The sequence below is a fragment of the Pedobacter anseongensis genome (assembly GCF_037482965.1).
GTDB lineage: Bacteria > Bacteroidota > Bacteroidia > Sphingobacteriales > Sphingobacteriaceae > Pedobacter > Pedobacter anseongensis.
This window is the reverse complement of record NZ_JBBHKB010000001.1, coordinates 1,348,401-1,364,324: the sequence shown is the minus strand read 5'-3', so window position 1 is coordinate 1,364,324 and position 15,924 is coordinate 1,348,401. Positions and strand designations below refer to the sequence as shown.

Sequence of the window (15,924 nt, the reverse complement as noted above, 5' to 3'; positions counted from 1 at the left end):
CTATTACTTGTGTATTACATCGACAACTTAACGGCATTGTGCCAAAAATTTGTCAAACGTAATTAATCGTTAACGTTTTCGTCCGTTTTATTCGACAGGTATACTGCCCCTATTATAAAGCTTAATGATGCAATACCTATTGGATACCATAAACCCGAAAGTGGCGTAGAGCCAGCAAAACTTGCAATTAGGGTGGCTATGAATGGTACTAATCCACCAAATACTCCATTTCCAACGTGATAAGGCAATGACATCGATGTATATCTAATTTTTGTAGGGAATAACTCTACTAAGAAGGCTGCGATTGGACCATAGACCATGGTTACCAATAAAATTTGGAAAAAAACAAGACCTACAAAAATCCAAAATACAGGTGTGCTTAATTTCTTGTCTTTGTACAAAGTAGGGGCACGACCTATTCCCTTGTTTACATCAGCATACACGGTATCAACATCAAGTTTTACAAAAGAAGACCCATCAAGCAAACTAACTCGACTGGCTGTGTTCACTAAACTATCTACTCCATCATGGATGCCGATTTTTGTAACCACCGGGGGTTCTGAAGACTTAATCTTACCCACTTCAATACTACTTACGTCTGTTTTATCGAGAAACAGTTGATAAATTGGCCGATAAAAAATAATTCCCAATAACATCCCCGTAAGCATAATCCATTTACGACCCACTTTATCACTCCACGAGCCAAAAACCACAAAAAAAGGTGTGGCAAATGCTATTGCCCATAGCAGAATATATCGCGAATCATTAAAATCTACTTTACAGGTGTTCTCTATAAACGATTGCGCATAAAACTGACCTGTGTACCAAATCACACCCTGCCCCATTGTAGCTCCAAAAAGAGCCAATAAAACCATTTTAAAATTACCCTTCTTACTAAAGCTCTCCTTCAAAGGATTTTTAGACACTTTACCTTCGCTTTTAAGCTTAGTGAACATCGGTGATTCGTGCATTTTTAGCCGAATATAAATCGATACGCCGACCAATAAGATAGAAAGCAAAAATGGAATTCTCCAGCCCCAATCGGCAAAAGCCTCGGCACCAATTATGTTTTTTGCAAGAACAATAATTCCCAGCGATAAAAATAGCCCTAAAGTAGCCGTAGTTTGAATCCAGCTCGTAAAAAAACCCCGCTTTCCTTTTGGCGCATGCTCGGCAACATAGGTTGCCGCTCCACCATACTCTCCTCCTAAAGCTAGCCCTTGTATTAACCGCAAGATAAGCACCAAAATAGGTGCGGCATAGCCAATACTCGAATAGGATGGGATTAGCCCGATTAAAAAGGTTGAGCCACCCATTAACACCAAGGTTAAAAGAAAAGTATATTTTCTTCCGATTAGATCCCCTAAACGGCCAAAAACCAATGCCCCAAATGGACGAACAATAAAACCTGCTGCAAAGATGGCCAAGGTATTAATTAATGCTGAGGCGCCAGAATCGGCCGGAAAAAGTTGAGCGCCTATGATACTGGCTAGGCTACCAAAAATGTAAAAATCGTACCATTCAATTAAGGTTCCTAATGATGATGCTCCAATTACTTTAAAGATGCTATTTGGTTTGGTCGAGTCGTTCATAATTCTTAAAACTAATGGTTTAAAAATTAAAATACAAATCGGGAAGAAAAAGGCTAAATAAAGTTATTGCTCGTCTCTAAAATACACTTTATAATAATTCATCGATTTATCATCATCAAACCCCTTTTCAATCAATTCCTTATTGCCATGGATGTAGATATGGAAGTTTTTATCAAGCTTCAAAATGCTTTTGAACGCTTTGGCTTGCTTTTTTACCGCAGCATCAGAAATGTCAAAAGTATCGGATATCGACGTATCGAACTCCTCTTCGTAACTTTTCTTATAGCTTTTAAACGATTCTATCCCTTCTTTATTCGCTATTACCTCGTTCGAAAATTCATCCATATCAAAACTATCTTTCTCCTTAAAATATTTCATAGACCGGTTCAATAAATCTATTTTATCGGTTTTAGAGATTTCAAAATCCTCATCCAACTTTTGCGTAACAAAGCTTTTGTATACGCCTAAAACATTTTGTGTTTGATTATAATTGTCATTTCTGATTTTAAGTTTTAAAAATTCGTCTTTCCAATAGACCGCATCAACGTTTTTATTGGTTTGGTCGATTACGGCAACTTTATACCCTTCGGCAGCATCGGTATTAAAAATTAAGCACCCTTTATCAAGTTTGCTAATGTTAATCGCTTCCTGTTCATAGCTTAAGCCAAATCCACCTTGCTCAGGAAAAACCTTTAAATAACTTTCTTTCGTTTCAGATTTAAAAATGCCGATAGCGTCGTGTAAATCGCCCTCAATCTGAACATTTTCAAAAAAGACAACATAAAGCTCTCCTGATTTTATTTTTGGATGGTTCGAAATCTCATATAAATACGTCGCTAATTTCTTGCTGTTTTCATGAAAAACTTCGCCATTTGAAAATATAGCCGCTGCAAAATGATAGACTTCGTTTAAATTTAAATCATTATTTGGATGTGCAAGGCGATAAATTTCATTCACTTTTTCGTATGGAGAAAGAAAATATTGCAACAAAAGTTTATTTAGCATTTCATCCTTTATATGCATCGAATTATCGGAAAGCACGTAAAACTCATCTTGTAGTTTATTGCCAATTCGATGAATAGAAAGTTCGGCTAAAGTGGCCTCTGAAAAAGTAATCATACGGTATGCTTAATGTTGGGTTGCAAAAGTAGCTTTTAGCAATGGCTTGGTGAAATTATTATATTCGAAAGAGCACTTGTATAGATAGAATCTAAACATTCCTCTATTTTTTGCGTTATTTGTAAACACAATAGTATTTTCTACATGCAGCTACGTAAAAAACTCTTTCTACTCCTTCTTATACAGCTCCCCCTTACTGTAGCTGCCAATTTCGATTTTAATGCCAATTGTTTGAAAGCCTACCAAAATATATTCGAGTTAAAACTCGGCACTGCGAGAGTGCTAATTGCAAACGAAAAAAAACTACACCCCAATAATGCAATTGTTCCGCTACTTGAAAATTATGTAGATTATTTTTATCTTTTGGCTACGGATAGCAAAACTGAGTTTGATCGTTTAGAAGGCAACAAAAACAAGCGAATTGACCAAATCAGTGAGGATGAAGACAACTCTCCTTATAAGCGCTACGCACTGGCAGAGATAAATTTGCAATGGGCCACCATAAGATCGCGATATGGATCGTATTTCACTGCATCAAGAGAGCTAAATAAAGCCAATAATCTGCTTGAAGAAAATGCACAAAAATTTCCAGCTTTTCATTTAAATGCAAAAGGTCTAGGCTTGATTCAGGTAGTAATGGGATCGCTTCCAGATGGCTTTTTAAAAAACACATTAGCCGCTTTCGGTATTAAAGGAAATGTACAAACTGGATTAGCCATGCTTGATAAACTAGCCGAAAATCTGCCAAAATCTGCATATGAACCTTTTTTCGAAGACGTGGTGTATAATTATATGAATGTGTTAAATGATATCGTTCACAGTCCAACCGCCTACGCCAAAACAATGAAATACACCGCACGATTTGCGGAAGATAGTTTGTTAAAAACGTATCTACAAGCTTATGCCGCAGCAAAAAATGGACATAATGATGAAGCCATCACCATATTAAATAACAAGCCCTCAGGCTCAAATTATCAACCCTTCCCTTACCTCGATTACCTCATGGGCATAACGCGCTTAAACAAATTAGATTACAGCGCCGCCACCTATTTCGATCGATTTTTACAAAACACCAAAGGAGTAAGCTACATAAAAGATACGTATCTGCACTTGGCGTGGATAGCACTTTTAAAAGGCGATGAAACGGGCTATAATGCGTATATAAATAGAACTAAAACTATTGGATACACCTTTCAGGAAAGGGATAAACAAGCGGTTAACGAAGCCAATGCTTCTTCTCCAAATAAAACATTACTTACTGCTCGCTTATTCTTTGATGGAGGTTATTTAAGCCAAGCTAATCACTCCTTAGCTGCCGTAAATATAGATTCATTTAGCGCACTAAAAGATAAAGCTGAATATCAATATAGACTGGGGCGCATTAATGACGATTTAGGCAAAAAAGACACGGCGCTTACGCACTATCAGCATACCATTACTTATGGTAAAAGCTTAAAGCAGTATTATGCCGCCAAAGCGGCAGTATTGATGGGCGAAATATATGAGAAAAGGAAAAATTATGCCAAAGCTAAATCTGCTTATACCCTTGCTATTAATTTAAGAGATCACGATTACGAGACGGGAATTGAGAACGAGGCTAAGCAAGGGCTGAAGAGAATTCCCTAAAATTTGTAAACAAATGCATTAATATGCATCCCAGCTCCAACTGAAGCAAATACTCCGTACTCACCCACACCAATTTTATATCCTTTCACACCATCTTTACGAACTAAATCTAACAAGGTGGGTATCGTTGCTACCGAGCTATTACCAAGCCAAGAAATTGTCATTGGTACTAAATTTTCGGGAACGCTATCTAAATTATATAATTTGAACAATCGCTTCATTATGGCATTGTCCATTTTACCGTTTGCTTGGTGAATAAATACAATTCCAATTTTATCAAGTGAAATTCCAGCCTTATCAATTGCTTTTTTAACCACCTGTGGCACATTAATTACCGCAAATTCGTATAGTTTACGGCCGTTCATCTTTAAATAGGTATTGCCATTCCGTTCGTCAGGATTGTTACTTGCACCCATTACCAATAACGAACCGTAATCTACCGCAAAAGTTTGCGTTTTATGAGCCAAAACACCAATGGGTTCTGCCGATTCTTTAGCTTCGAAAATTACTGCTCCAGCGCCATCAGAAAAAATCATGCTATCCCGATCATGGGGGTCAATAATCCGTGAAAGTGTTTCCGAACCAATCACCAGTACCTTTTTTGCATCACCACTACGGATTAGGTAATCGGCCTGTATAGCACCCTGAACCCAGCCTGGGCATCCAAAAATAATATCGTAGGCTACACAATCGGGGTTTTGAATAGCCAAAGCTTGTTTTACTTTAGCCGCAAGAGCGGGCAACATATCCATCCGATTCGAGCCCGTCTTTACATCTCCAAAGTTGTGGCAAAGTATAATGTGGTCTAAGGTTTCTTTATCAATCCCAGCATCATCAATCGCCTTTTGCGCAGCTATAGTGGCAATATCGCTATTCACTACATCGGCATCGGCATACCGGCGCTCAACAATTTCGGTAATCTCACTAAACTTATGGATGATTTCAGTATTTTCTTTATCGAGCTTAACGCCATTATCAAAAAAAGAAGCTTCCAGAAAATGGTCGCCCCCAATTATATTATCTGGAATATAGCTTCCAGTGCCGGTTATTATCGAATAAATGTTGTTCATATTAACAATTATGTACCGTATACTAAATTGGTATTTAGTATAAAATTATTATATTTTATCGAAATTAAAAATAATTAATTGAAATCATCTATTAAAAAAACAAAAAGTTCTTTAGGACCATGGGCACCTAGTACTAATGTTTTTTCAATATCTGCAGTTCGGCTCGGGCCCGTGATATTACTAATCATCGATGGAATTTGTGTGCCGTACTTATTTTTTAGCAATTGAAAAGCATCTTTTAAGTCCAACACCAATTGGCCAGTACGTGCTATAACGATATGATGATGTGGGAAGATACTCAATCTTCGCCCAGCCCCCTGCTGGTTACTTACCATTACAGAGCCGTTGCGAGCCACTAAGGCTTCACAGAGGGTAATCCCAACTTCAGCCTGCTCAAAATCTTTATCGGTTTGATAAAAAGGAAATTCGTAATGTGCTAATAATTCTTGAAGCTCGGGTTCCCAGCAATATATTTTTCGCCAATTAAATCTATCGGCCAGTTCTAAAATGTTTTCGATAAAATCGACACCATTTTCACAGAAAATAAAATTACCAGAAACTGCTGATAACTGCTCAGCAAATAGAATTTCGAGTTCTTCTTCATTGGGCTTATAAAGGGGGCTTTCTTCTAAATTAGGATAAGGATTGTCTCGCTTTTCGAGCAAGGCTTTCCTTATCTTTTTTAGCATCAATTCTTTCGAAGAAATATTCTCTTTCATTAGAATGTCCTCTATTTCCCTTCTTCTTCAGTGTTTGCTATAGGGGTACTTGGATCAGTAGTTGTGCCTACGCCATCGTGAATTAATCCCTGTGCGGCAGGAGCTTGATCGCCTGTGCCATTTACAAACTCATCGTAAGTAGTACGATTATCGAACGGACGTTTACCCAAAATTTCTTCCAAATCGGCTTGGAAAAGAATTTCCTTTTCGATTAGTTTTTGAGCTAATTTCTCTAAGCCATCGCGTTTCTCGGTTAAAAGTTGTTTTGTTCTAACGTAAACATCTGCAATTAAAAGTCTCACCTCATGATCGATCATTTCCGATGTTTTTTCTGAATAAGGCTTATTAAAATTGTACTCATTTTGAGGGTCGTGGAAGGAAACATTACCAATATTGCTATTCATTCCATAAATGGTAACCATAGCATACGATAATTTGGTGATACGCTCTAAATCGTTTTGTGCACCGGTAGATATTTTCCCGAAAACCAAATCTTCGGCTACACGCCCACCCATCGTCATGCACATCCCGTCGGTTAATTGCTCGGTAGTGTATAAGAATTGTTCTTTAGGCAAATATTGTGCATAACCTAAAGCTGCTACACCACGTGGAACGATCGATACCTTTACCAACGGGTCGGCATGCTCTAAAAACCAACCTGCTATAGCATGGCCTGCTTCGTGATAAGCTACGATCTTTTTTTCTTCTGGTGAAATAATTTTATTTTTCTTTTCTAAACCACCAATTACACGATCTATTGCATCTTGGAAGTCTTGCATATCTACACTTTCTTTGTTGCGACGAGCCGCAATTAAGGCTGCTTCATTACATACATTGGCAATTTCTGCACCAGCAAAACCTGGTGTTTGCGCTGATAATTTTTTAGCATCAACTTCTGCAGCCGTTTTAATTGGCTTTAAGTGTACTTTAAAAATTTGCTCGCGTCCATTTAAATCGGGCTTATCGATTGATATTTGTCTGTCGAAACGCCCAGGTCGCATCAGTGCAGAGTCTAAAACATCTGGTCTATTGGTAGCGGCCAAGATGATAATTCCCGAATCGGTACCAAAACCATCCATTTCGACTAATAACTGATTAAGTGTGTTTTCACGTTCATCGTTACCTCCCATCATGCTATTTTTACCGCGGGCGCGGCCAATGGCATCAACCTCATCGATAAAAATAATACAAGGTGCTTTATCCTTAGCTTGCTTAAACAAATCACGAACACGTGATGCACCAACTCCCACAAACATCTCAACAAAATCAGAACCCGATAAAGAGAAGAAAGGCACTTGTGCTTCGCCGGCAACCGCTTTGGCCAACAGGGTTTTCCCTGTTCCTGGCGAACCTACGAGTAATGCGCCTTTAGGAATTTTACCACCTAAATTGGTATATTTTTTAGGGTTTTTGAGAAAATCTACGATTTCCATTACCTCTTGCTTGGCTTCTTCAAGGCCTGCAACATCATTAAATGTAATGTTTACTTGGCTTTCTTTATCGAACAAGGTGGCTTTAGATTTACCAATACTAAAGATTTGGCCGCCACCGCCACCTCCGCCGCCGCCCATTCTACGCATCATAAAGATCCAAAGGCCTGCAAATAACAATAAAGGTAATACGATACTTATAAACCCACTTAGCCATGGGCTCGATCTAGTTTCCACTTTTACGCCAATTGGATTTGCAATTTTTGCAGCGTCTTGAGCATCTTTAATTTCCTTCTTAAACGAATCGATACTAGAAAGGTTAAGCGTAACTAACGGCCCCTTACCAGAAGAATTAAAAGTGCTTTTAGAAATATATTTTTTATACCTAGGATCGTTCATTTTATCCTTTTTGATATAAATCTCTGCAATAGCAATGTCTTCAGATTTATAGGCAACAATTTGCTCAACATTTCCAGGAAGCAACATGTCGTTCACAAAGGTAGTTTGGTCGATTTCAGTTGCTGTTTTATTGCTAAACATAAAATTTAGCACTAGTAGTCCTACTATAATTGCTGCATATACCCAAAAAATATTAAATTTTGACCCTTTTTGAGGTTTTTTTGGAATGTTTGGAATTCGCTTTATTTGTTTTGGTTTGGTATTTTTATTTTCTTCCATGTTCTTCAAATTGTGTGTTTAAGGATTAGGCGCTTTTATATGTAGTGGTTTCTGCATCGCCCCATAAATCTTCAATACCGTAAAAGTCACGTTTTTCAGTTCTAAAAATGTGTACTACGATATCGAAATAATCGAGAATAATCCATTCGGCATTTTCTAAACCTTCTTTGCGCCAAGGGTTGGTTTGTGTTAATTTATAGATTTCATCTTCCACACTATCGGCAATCGCTTTTACTTGTGTGGTCGAATCGGCATTACAAACAATAAAATAATCAGAAACAGAACTATTTAGGTTTCTCAAGTCTAAACGAACAATATCGTTTCCCTTTTTTTCTTGAATGCCATGTACGGCTATTTCTGAGAGGTAGGTAGAAAGGTTTGCGGTTTTCTTTTTTACCATTAAAAATTTTTAATTTTGGTTTATCAACAAAATAAATTCAACACTTGCAAAATAACACTTTTTCAACATTATTTGTTGGTCAAAATCTTATTAAGTTATCAGCTGTCGATTCTACCAATAACTTCTTAAAAAGTTTAGTGTCAAATTCCGAGCCATTGCCAGAGGGAACTGTAATTATGGCAGACGAGCAGTATGCTGGCCGCGGTCAACAAAACAATGTATGGAAAGCCGAGCCTGGCAAGAACCTTACATTTAGTGTATTATTAAGGCCTGGGTTTTTGCCCTTAAACCAGCAATTTTTATTGAATATAGTGGTTAGCTTAGCTATAAATGATGTTTTAACACGATTTTTAGGAGAGGGGTTAACTATAAAGTGGCCTAACGATATTTATTTTCGTAATCAGAAAATTGGAGGGGTGTTAATCGAAAATAGCATTATGGGTAATGACATAAAAACAGCCATTATTGGAATAGGAATTAATGTAAATCAGCAACATTTTGCCCTCGAACTGACAGACAAAGCCACGTCCTTATTTCAAATTTTACAAAAAGATGTTAATTTAATGGTGTTATTGGCAGAGATTTGCAGTGCGTTAGAAAGTTTATATTTGCAACTTCGTAGAGGCAAACATACAGATTTGAGAAAAAATTACGTTGATAAGCTTTATCAACTAAATAAAAAAGCTCGCTACCAAAAAGATGGCGAAGTTTTTGAAGGAACAATAAAAGGAGTAGCAGATAGCGGGTTATTGCTAATGGAAATACAAAGCAGTACACAAGAATTTAACTTTAAAGAGATTACTTTTTTAAACTAATTGTAAGTATACCACTCTAACTAATATATACCTAAAAAACAAAAACCACATAAAATGAAACGAATTACATTAATTTTAAGTTTATTATTTTTCACAAGCCTTGGTGCTTTTGCACAACTAGAAGATCCCGTTAGCTGGGCTTATTTTGCAAAAAAAACCAGTCCAACCGAGGCTACAATTTACGTTAAAGCAACATTAGAAGATGGCTGGCACATCTACTCACAAACTACGAAGCCAGGAGGCCCAACTAAGACGGTTTTCACCTTTGCTCCATCGAAAGAGTACAGTCTTATTGGAAAAACAATTGAGCCTAAACCGATTAGCAAATTTGAGAAAGTATTTAACGCTACGGTATCTTATTTTGCGGATGAAGTTGTTTTTCAGCAAAAAGTTAAGCTAAACAAAGGAGCGAAGGTTGTTAAAGGAAAAGTAGAGTTTGGCGTATGTAATGATTCTAAATGTTTACCACCTACTGAGGTTGAGTTTTCTGTTCCCATAAAATAAAAACCCCATTATCTTTTAGAAGCCCCGATTTTATATCGGGGTTTTTTGTAAAAAATAATCCTTAATTTCACGCCCTTTAAGTAAAGAGAATCTAATGAAACGTATTATCTTTTTCATTTTCTTGGCAAGCATATTAGTTAGTCTTACTACAGAAAAAACTTTCGCTTTAAAAACACAAACAGACACAATTGCTGCTGTGCCAGATGATTTAGAGTTTATTACAGTAGGGTCTGCGGAAGATAGTATTGCAAATGCAAAATTGGCAAATGCCGATACCCTTAAAAAAGACTCGACTGCCTCGGCCGCAAAAACAACAACGAAATCTCCAACTGCTCAAGTAAATAAAACCTTATGGCAAACCTTTATCGAAGGGCTTTTGGGTGGATTTTTAGCTTTTCTAATGCCGTGTATTTTTCCGATGGTGCCTTTAACGGTAAGTTATTTCACAAAAAGGGCTGGCAGTAAACAAAAGGGAATTGGTCAGGCTATTATCTATGGTCTTTCGATTATAGTAATTTATGTTGCCGTTGGCTTATTAATCACCTTACTTTTTGGCTCATCAAAATTGAATGAGTTGAGTAGTAGCGGCACATTTAATATCCTGTTTTTTCTCTTATTGGTCGTATTTGCGATTTCATTTTTTGGCGCTTTCGAAATTACCCTACCGAGTTCTTTCGTAAATAAAATAGATAGTAAGGCAGATACCAGTAAGGGCTTGGGTGGTATATTTTTCATGGCGGCTTCGCTGGCATTAGTTTCCTTTTCATGTACGGGCCCAATTATTGGAACGTTATTAGTACAGGCGAGTTCTAAAGGAGATATTTTAGCGCCAGCTATCGGCATGTTCGGTTTTGCATTGGCCTTAGCCCTGCCTTTTACCTTATCCGCTATATTTCCTGGCTTTTTAAACAGTATGCCAAAATCTGGGGGTTGGTTAAACAGCGTAAAAGTATGTTTAGGTTTCTTGGAACTGGCTTTGGCGTTAAAATTCTTGTCTTCGGCCGATCTAGTTTGGCATTGGGAGTGGTTTGATAGAGAAATATTTTTGGTGCTGTGGATTGTGATATTTACCCTTATGGGCTTTTATTTACTAGGTAAACTTAAATTTTCGCACGATAGTCCGTTAGCCTTCATAAGTGTGCCTCGTTTGCTGTTTGCTATGCTCTCTTTCGCTTTCGCACTATATATGGTTCCAGGCCTATGGGGAGCGCCAGTAAGTGTATTAAGCGGTTTGGCACCACCTATGAATACACAAGATTTTATTTTGAATAGCGGAGAGTCTACCGCTGTTTCACAGGCATCACTCGAGTTCCCTAAAAAAGTAAAGTATGATGATAAATTAAAACCACCTCGTGGCTTTAACGCTTTTTTCGATCTTGACGAAGGAGTTGCCTATGCGAAAAGTGTTGGGAAACCAATTATGCTTGATTTTACAGGGCATACTTGTGTAAATTGCAGGAAAATGGAAGATGAGGTTTGGGTTAAACCCTCAGTGGGAAAACTTATTAAGCAAGATTACGTATTAATCCAACTTTATGCTGACGAGAAAGAACTAACAGTACCAGCAAATAAAGTTCATTATTCGAAAATTCTAAGACACGACACGGATAATCTAGGACGGTGGAATTTAGATTTTCAGGCTAATAAATACGGCGCAAACGCCCAGCCTTATTATGTTTTAGTAGACCATAATTTAACCCCTTTGGTTCCCCCACAAGGTGCCATCTTTAATGAAAAAGAATATGCCAGCTATTTGCAGAGTGGCATAGATAAATTTACATCGTCTAAATGAGTTCAATAAAAAATATAGGCGTATTAACTTCTGGTGGCGATTCGCCGGGCATGAATGCCGCAATTAGAGCGGTAGTACGAGCAAGTTTATATTACAATTTAAAAGTTACCGGAATTTTAAGAGGTTATGAAGGCCTAATACAAGGCGACTTTATTCCAATGGAAGGAAAATCGGTAGCGAATATCATACAACGGGGAGGTACCATTTTAAAAACCGCTCGGTGTGATGCTTTTCGCACTTTAGAAGGTCGGAAATTGGCATATAAAAATTTGCTTGATAACCATATCGATGCCTTAATTGTAATTGGTGGTGATGGAACCTTTACGGGTGCGGATTTATTCTCTAGAGAATTTAATTTCCCGGTTATCGGATTACCAGGAACCATAGATAATGATTTAGCCGGCACCGATTTTACCATAGGTTACGATACCGCAATTAACACGGTGGTAAACGCAGTGGATAAAATAAGAGATACTGCCGAGTCGCACGACCGTCTTTTTTTAGTAGAAGTTATGGGCCGAGATTCAGGATTAATTGCCTTGCGAAGTGGAATTGGTGTTGGCGCAGAAGCCATTATGATTCCTGAAGCGAAGATGGGCGTTGAGGATTTAATTACTCGGATCAACAACGGCCGTAAAGATAAAGCGTCGAAAATTATTATTGTTGCCGAGGGCGATGAGGCTGGAGGAGCTTATGTTGTAGGTGAAGCCTTAAAAGAAAGATTCCCCAAGTCTGATATTCGCATTTCGGTATTAGGGCACATACAAAGAGGCGGAAAACCAAGTTGTATGGACCGAGTATTGGCAAGCCGTTTTGGCGTTGCAGCTGTAGAAGGGCTTTTAGAAGGTAAAACCGATGTAATGGTAGGCCAAGTTAACCGCGAAATCGTTTTCACACCCTTTTCCCAAGCCATTAAGCATATCGATGCGCAAGCGATTAGTCCGGCCTGGCTAAGGTTGGTGGAAATTCTGTCGCTTTAGCGACAAAATTGGTTCATTAGCTCATTGGTTCATTTTGCAAAACGTTGAGCTAACCCAATGAACAAGTGAACTAATGACCAATGAACTAATTAATCTTCTAACACTACCGCCGTTCCACTGGCCGTTACCATAAGCATGCTGCCACCGTTACCTACGGTTTCGTAATCTAAATCTACGCCGATTACGGCATTTGCACCCATCGAAGCGGCATATTGTTGCATTTCGCTTATAGCGGTATTCTTTCCTTCACGTAGAACCTGTTCATAAGAACCTGATCTTCCGCCTACGATATCGCGGATACCTGCAAATAAATCTTTAAAAATATTGGCGCCAATAATGGTTTCGCCAGTAACCAAGCCAATGTATTTAACAATTCGCTTGCCTTCTACGGTGTTTGTGGTTGTAATTAACATAGTTATTAAGTTTTATAATTCGATGTTTTAAGGATTAATTTGTTACAGAGGGGCTTGGGAAACTAGTTTCTCTAGCACTTCTTTCCAGTTATTAACCCGTTCGTAATTGGTGAGCAACAGATTATGTGGAGAGGTAAACAATAAGGTTCTGCCCTTAAAATCGATAAAATTTTTGGCTCTATCGTCTATCATCACATCGGTATTCACAATTTTTTCGCCACAGAAAATAATATTTTTCCAGCTGATGAATGGAAAATGATCGGCCAACCAATGATATTTATCTTCTAAAGAATTAGGGAATTCCATGGCGGCTGATACAATATACACTTCATGTTGTTCCTGTAGTTTTTGAATAGCTTCTACGGCGCCATCGATAACTGGTAAATCCCTAAAAAAACCCTTTTCGTTGATATAATCGAACCATTTCATATTGATATGCTCGGGCACATGGTGGTAAATTTCGTTACCCGCATCGATTTTTAGATCTAGCGAAACACCGTAATCTCGGTTATATAATTGAATGAATTTGTGTATTGGATCGGCTAGCACCTCATCCATGTCTATGGCTATTTTCATGCATCAAATATCGAACTTTGAGATTAGAGTTAAGTTAATTGAATTTAAAATTACTCCAGTTTGCTTATTATTAGGATTTTACTTACTTTTGCATCCCCGCAAGCACGAAGCTCCGGGAACTATGTTGAATACATAAACTTAAAAGAAAATGGCAACTAAAATCAGATTGCAAAGATTCGGTAAAAAGGGAAAACCTTTTTTCCACGTGGTAGTAGCAGATTCTCGCTCTCCAAGAGATGGTAAATTTATTGAGCGTTTAGGTTCTTATAACCCAAACACCAATCCAGCCACCATCGAAATTAACTTCGAAAAAACGTTAGACTGGGTAAATAAAGGTGCACAACCTACAGATACCGCTCGTGCTATCCTTTCTTACAAAGGTGTTTTATACAAAAAACACTTAGAAGGTGGTGTTAAAAAAGGTGCTTTAACTACAGAGCAAGCAGATGCTAAATTTGCAGCTTGGTTAGAAAACAAAGGCGGCCAGATCGAAGGTAAAAAAGACAGCTTAAATGCAACTAAAGGTGAAGCTAAAAAAGCTGCTTTAGCCGCAGAAGCTAAGAAAAACGCAGACCGTGCTGCTGCTATTGCATTGAAAAATGCACCCGTAGAAGAAGAGGTTGTTGAAGAAGAAGTAGTTGCTGAAGAAGTTCCTGCTGTTGAAACAGTAGCTGAAGAAACTCCAGCTGTAGAAGAAACTGTTGCTGTTGCTGAAGAAGCACCTGTAGCAGAAGAAGCTCCTGTTGCTGAGGCTTCAACTGAAGAAGAAACAAAAGAAGAAGATAAAGCATAAGCTTTTTTAATTCTATAAAATAGCGCTTTCGATTTTCGGAGCGCTATTTTTTTTACTCGTCGGCGTCCGATTTTGTCGTCATCCGATAGGTATAGCAAATTGTAAAGTCTCATCGGACAAGGAAATTAGAATCTAAATTTCAAACATGTTAAAGGAAGAATCATTTTATATCGGTTACATCACCAAAACAAAAGGCTTAAAAGGCGAAGTTCAGTTGTTCTTCGAATTCGAGGCATATGAAGATTTAGATCTTGATGTGCTTTTTGCGGATATGAATGGCAAAATGGTTCCTTTCTTCGTGTCTTCCTACAAGTTATACCCAAACCATACGGGCCTGTTTTATTTCGACGATTTAGACCACATCGATAAAGCTCAGGCGTTAGTTAAAAAGAAAATCTATATGCCTTTAGCTAAAATGCCAGAGCGCGATGAAGATGATTTTACCTATAATGATTTAGAAGGATTTATCGTTTCGGATGAAACTCATGGCGAATTGGGAAAAATTATTGCAATCCATGAATATCCTCAACAATTTGTTGCCACAGTACTTTATAAAGAGAAAGAAATATTGTTCCCTTTAAATGAAGATATGATTGTAGAGATTGATGAAGAGGAGAAAACACTTGTGGTAGATTTGCCGGAGGGCCTGGTTGACATATATTTGGGTTAACTTAATGTTTTCCAATTAAATACCCCAACTTAGCTTCTAAAATTTCTAAGATGGTAAAAAATTTTTGGGCATCAAACATTTCTAAATTTTAATCGTTCTATAGCTATGAAGAATATATTCCTTTTAATATTTGCAGCGTTTATCATCACGGGTTGCGGAAATAACAAGCAAGAAAAAGCCGTAGAGAGCGATACTAAGGCTACACAAGCTGCCCCAAAAGCGGATGAATTTGTTGAAAAAGACTCCCTAAAAGCAGTGGGCCAGCAAGTTTTAATTTCTTTAAAGGAGAATAATTTTGAAGAGTTAAGAAAATATTTTTCTGAGGATGGGGTATTGTTTTCTCCTTATGGATATATCGATTCTGCAAGAAGCAAAAAACTCTCTCCAGACGAGTTCATAAATGCCATCGATAAAAAATGGATCCTCACCTGGGGAAGCTATGATGGCACGGGAAATCCAATTAAACTTACCGTTAAAGCCTATCTTAAGAAGTTTGTATACAATGCCGACTATGTAAATGCCGAAGCAATAGGTTTTGATGAGGTAATTAAGCAAGGTAATTCTACTAATAATTTAAAAGAAATTTATCCAAAGAGTCACTTTATCGACTTTCACTTCAGCGGGTTCGACCAAAAGTTAAAAGGAATGGATTGGACAAGCTTGCGCCTGGTTTTCGAAAAACGAAACGGGGAATATTTCTTGGTGGCCATTGTTCACGATCAGTGGACGGTTTGAGGGAAAATTGAA

16 protein-coding genes are annotated in these 15,924 nt (G+C 37.8%); 8 read left to right on the top strand and 8 right to left on the bottom strand.

Features of this window, described 5'->3' with window-relative positions:
* Positions 1-62: 62 nt before the first annotated feature.
* Both WG904_RS06025 and WG904_RS06020 read right to left on the bottom strand, forming a co-directional pair.
* Positions 63-1,592 (bottom strand): MFS transporter, encoded by a 1,530-nt coding sequence (locus WG904_RS06025; protein WP_339578392.1) that lies wholly within the window; start codon positions 1,590-1,592, stop codon positions 63-65.
* A 63-nt stretch (positions 1,593-1,655) separates the two neighbouring features.
* Positions 1,656-2,711: a nucleoid-associated protein gene (locus WG904_RS06020; protein WP_339578391.1), complete on the bottom strand. Its 1,056-nt coding sequence runs from the start codon at positions 2,709-2,711 to the stop codon at positions 1,656-1,658.
* A gap of 144 nt (positions 2,712-2,855) precedes the next feature.
* Between WG904_RS06020 and WG904_RS06015 the strand changes: the two genes are divergently transcribed.
* Complete coding sequence (locus WG904_RS06015) at positions 2,856-4,337, top strand: YfgM family protein (protein WP_339578390.1); 1,482 nt, start codon at positions 2,856-2,858, stop codon at positions 4,335-4,337.
* On the opposite strand, the gene WG904_RS06010 is transcribed toward WG904_RS06015, so the two are convergent.
* The 4 genes from WG904_RS06010 to rsfS form a co-directional block, all read right to left on the bottom strand.
* Positions 4,334-5,407 carry a 3-oxoacyl-ACP synthase III family protein gene (locus WG904_RS06010; protein ID WP_339578389.1) on the bottom strand — a complete coding sequence of 358 codons (1,074 nt, stop codon included), beginning with the start codon at positions 5,405-5,407 and terminating at the stop codon, positions 4,334-4,336. The genes WG904_RS06015 and WG904_RS06010 overlap by 4 nt on opposite strands.
* 74 nt (positions 5,408-5,481) lie before the next feature.
* Positions 5,482-6,126, bottom strand: coding sequence for a LutC/YkgG family protein (locus WG904_RS06005; RefSeq protein WP_339578388.1), 645 nt, complete (start codon positions 6,124-6,126; stop codon positions 5,482-5,484).
* 11 nt (positions 6,127-6,137) lie between these two features.
* Positions 6,138-8,234 carry an ATP-dependent zinc metalloprotease FtsH gene (ftsH, locus tag WG904_RS06000; RefSeq protein WP_339578387.1) on the bottom strand — a complete coding sequence of 699 codons (2,097 nt, stop codon included), beginning with the start codon at positions 8,232-8,234 and terminating at the stop codon, positions 6,138-6,140.
* Positions 8,235-8,259: 25 nt separating this feature from the next.
* A complete protein-coding gene (rsfS, locus tag WG904_RS05995; protein WP_339578386.1) occupies positions 8,260-8,634 on the bottom strand; it encodes a ribosome silencing factor in 375 nt (124 codons plus the stop codon).
* Positions 8,635-8,678: 44 nt separating this feature from the next.
* On the opposite strand from rsfS, the gene WG904_RS05990 reads away from it, so the two are divergent.
* The 4 genes from WG904_RS05990 (at position 8,679) to pfkA (ending at position 12,725) form a co-directional block, all read left to right on the top strand.
* A complete protein-coding gene (locus WG904_RS05990) occupies positions 8,679-9,449 on the top strand; it encodes a biotin--[acetyl-CoA-carboxylase] ligase (RefSeq protein WP_339578385.1) in 771 nt (256 codons plus the stop codon).
* A 54-nt stretch (positions 9,450-9,503) separates the two neighbouring features.
* Positions 9,504-9,953: a protein-disulfide reductase DsbD domain-containing protein gene (locus WG904_RS05985; protein WP_339578384.1), complete on the top strand. Its 450-nt coding sequence runs from the start codon at positions 9,504-9,506 to the stop codon at positions 9,951-9,953.
* A gap of 94 nt (positions 9,954-10,047) precedes the next feature.
* A complete protein-coding gene (locus tag WG904_RS05980; protein ID WP_339578383.1) occupies positions 10,048-11,745 on the top strand; it encodes a protein-disulfide reductase DsbD family protein in 1,698 nt (565 codons plus the stop codon).
* The gene (pfkA, locus tag WG904_RS05975) at positions 11,742-12,725 is read left to right on the top strand and encodes a 6-phosphofructokinase (protein ID WP_339578382.1); all 984 of its coding nucleotides are present in this window, start codon (positions 11,742-11,744) and stop codon (positions 12,723-12,725) included. The genes WG904_RS05980 and pfkA overlap by 4 nt, the downstream gene beginning before the upstream one ends.
* Before the next feature lie 89 nt (positions 12,726-12,814).
* On the opposite strand, the gene WG904_RS05970 is transcribed toward pfkA, so the two are convergent.
* Both WG904_RS05970 and WG904_RS05965 read right to left on the bottom strand, forming a co-directional pair.
* Positions 12,815-13,138, bottom strand: a complete 324-nt coding sequence (locus WG904_RS05970) for a heavy metal-binding domain-containing protein (protein WP_339578381.1) — start codon at positions 13,136-13,138, stop codon at positions 12,815-12,817.
* A gap of 42 nt (positions 13,139-13,180) precedes the next feature.
* A complete protein-coding gene (locus WG904_RS05965) occupies positions 13,181-13,714 on the bottom strand; it encodes a 5' nucleotidase, NT5C type (RefSeq protein WP_339578380.1) in 534 nt (177 codons plus the stop codon).
* A gap of 148 nt (positions 13,715-13,862) precedes the next feature.
* Between WG904_RS05965 and WG904_RS05960 the strand changes: the two genes are divergently transcribed.
* From WG904_RS05960 to WG904_RS05950, 3 genes are all read left to right on the top strand, one after another.
* Positions 13,863-14,507, top strand: coding sequence for a 30S ribosomal protein S16 (locus WG904_RS05960; protein ID WP_339578379.1), 645 nt, complete (start codon positions 13,863-13,865; stop codon positions 14,505-14,507).
* A gap of 145 nt (positions 14,508-14,652) precedes the next feature.
* A complete protein-coding gene (rimM, locus tag WG904_RS05955; protein ID WP_339578378.1) occupies positions 14,653-15,177 on the top strand; it encodes a ribosome maturation factor RimM in 525 nt (174 codons plus the stop codon).
* Positions 15,178-15,282: 105 nt separating this feature from the next.
* A complete protein-coding gene (locus tag WG904_RS05950) occupies positions 15,283-15,912 on the top strand; it encodes a hypothetical protein (RefSeq protein ID WP_339578377.1) in 630 nt (209 codons plus the stop codon).
* The last annotated feature ends 12 nt before the right edge of the window (positions 15,913-15,924 follow it).